The organism is Pseudoduganella sp. RAF53_2, from assembly GCF_052113985.1.
Lineage (GTDB): Bacteria > Pseudomonadota > Gammaproteobacteria > Burkholderiales > Burkholderiaceae_D > Rugamonas.
The window spans coordinates 1-2,036 of record NZ_JBFRDW010000851.1 but is presented as its reverse complement, the minus strand read 5'-3'; the positions used below and the strand labels follow the sequence as shown (position 1 = coordinate 2,036).

The window sequence follows — 2,036 nt, the reverse complement described above, 5'->3', positions numbered from 1 at the left end:
GCTTGCTCAGTTCCGGCGCCATGGCCCTGGCCCAGATTTCATACCCCTTCTCATTGGGGTGCAAGAGATCAGGCATGATGTCGCGCGACAGCCCGCCATTCGCATCAAGGAAGGCTTGATTGATGTTCAGGAAGTAGACGTGCTGGTTGTCCGCCAAGCCCGGGAGAATGTGATTGACGCCCTCATTGATCTGGCGCAGCTGGTCGTCCGCCTTTTCGCCACGCGGGAAGATCGCCAGCAGCAGGATCCTGGCATCCGGCAGACGGGCGCGCAGTTCGTCGATATTCCGCTTGATGCCAGCGGCCGTGTATTGGGGCGCTTCCTGGCGATGGCCGGTGTTATTGGTGCCGAACATCAGCACCACCACCTTGGGCGAAGTGCCATCCACTTCCCCATGCTGCAGGCGCCACAGCACGTTTTCCGTGCGGTCGCCGCCGAAGCCCAGCGCCACCGCATTGTATTTGGCGTAATTGCGCTGCCAGACTTCCTTGCCGCTCTTTTCCCAGCCTTCAGTAATCGAGTCGCCAATGAAGATCACATCGCTGCGCTTGCCCTCCGCTTTCAATTGTTTGTTCGCTTCCAGCTTGGCCAGATGGCGGGGCATCCACCAGCTGATGGACCAGGATTCGTTCAGCATATCCGGCGTGACTGACACGGTCCGGTAGTCCGGGCAGCTCGCGCTGGCCGTGCCCGCACGCTGCAGGCGTACATTGGCCAGGGAGACGTCGCCATTTCCCATGCCTTCCAGCGTGAACGGTTTGCTGACCGCGCTGAAGTCATCGCCTTCGCGCATGAAGCAGGATACCGGCAGACTCACATGCTGCCAGCCTTTCCCTTCCATCGCACGCGCGGGCAGCAGGAACGGCACCTTGCGCTCGCACTTGTCGCCGCAGTCCATGCGGATGGACAGGCCGCCTTGCGTCAGATCGTTCACTTTCAGGTCGAAGGCCAGCAGGCCATGCGCCGCATACGGACGCATGTCCAGCGGCGTGCCTTCAATGCGCAAGGCGGAGAACCAGGCGTCTTTCCAGCTTAGATTGAGGGCATCACCGCGATCGACAATCTGCACCGCGTTGCGCGGCGCCTCAATGGACACGCTGGCGCCAAGCAGCGGCTTCTGTCCATCCGGATTGACGGCGGCGACGCGCCAGCCGTCCACCGGACGGGATGCATAGAGCGGCAAATCCGCCTGGGCCTTGGCCGCACCGGACAGCACCATGGCGGCGGCGCATAGCCACCCTATCCTTCCCAACATCTTGCCTCCGTATTGAAATCGTTTTCACTTCATTGTGCGATTCGCGCCAGCCGCTGGCAATTACGAAAATCATCAACTCGCGGAACGATTCTGCGGAGAACGAATACCAGGACTTCTCAGAAGGCGCTCTTGACCACGCCGCCATCCACGCGCAATGCAGCACCGGTGGTTGCCGATGAGAGCGGGCTGGCCACGTAGGCGACCATCGAGGCGACTTCCTGTGGCGTGCCGAAGCGCTTGATCAGGGAGGTTGGCCGTACATGATCGAAGAATTCCGCTTCAACCTGCTCGAAGGTTTTGGCGGCCGATTTCGCCATGTCCGCCACAAAGTCGCCGACGCCGCGCGATTTGGTCGGACCGGGCAGCACGCTATTGACCGTGATGCCGGTACCGGCAACCGATTCCGCCAAACCACGCGCCACCGCAATTTGCGCTGTCTTGGTCATGCCGTAGTGGACCATCTCCGTCGGAATCTGGATAGCGCTTTCGCTGGAGATGAAAATGATGCGCCCCCAATTCGTGCGCTTCATTTCCGGCAGCACCAGGCGCGCAAGGCGAACGCCGCTCAGCACATTCACGTCGAAGAAGCGCAGCCAGTCTTCATCCGGAATGTCTTCAAMGGGCTTGGGCTCGAAGATGCCCAGGTTGTTGACCAGGATATTGATACCCGGATGGCGTTGAACGACTTCCTGCGCCGCCTCGGCCTTGCTGAGGTCGCCGACAAAGCCCAGAACGGTGCCGCGGGTTTCGGCCCGCATGCGGTCCACTGCCTCATCGACGC

The 2,036-nt window shown here is 61.0% G+C and carries 2 protein-coding genes; both read right to left on the bottom strand.

What is annotated here, in order from left to right:
• Positions 1–1,255: GDSL-type esterase/lipase family protein (locus AB4Z11_RS30300; protein WP_442029679.1), on the bottom strand; the 1,255-nt coding region annotated here is incomplete at its 3' end.
• 116 nt (positions 1,256–1,371) lie between these two features.
• Positions 1,372–2,036 (bottom strand): SDR family NAD(P)-dependent oxidoreductase (locus tag AB4Z11_RS30295; RefSeq protein ID WP_442029677.1); only part of this gene is annotated, 665 nt, incomplete at its 5' end.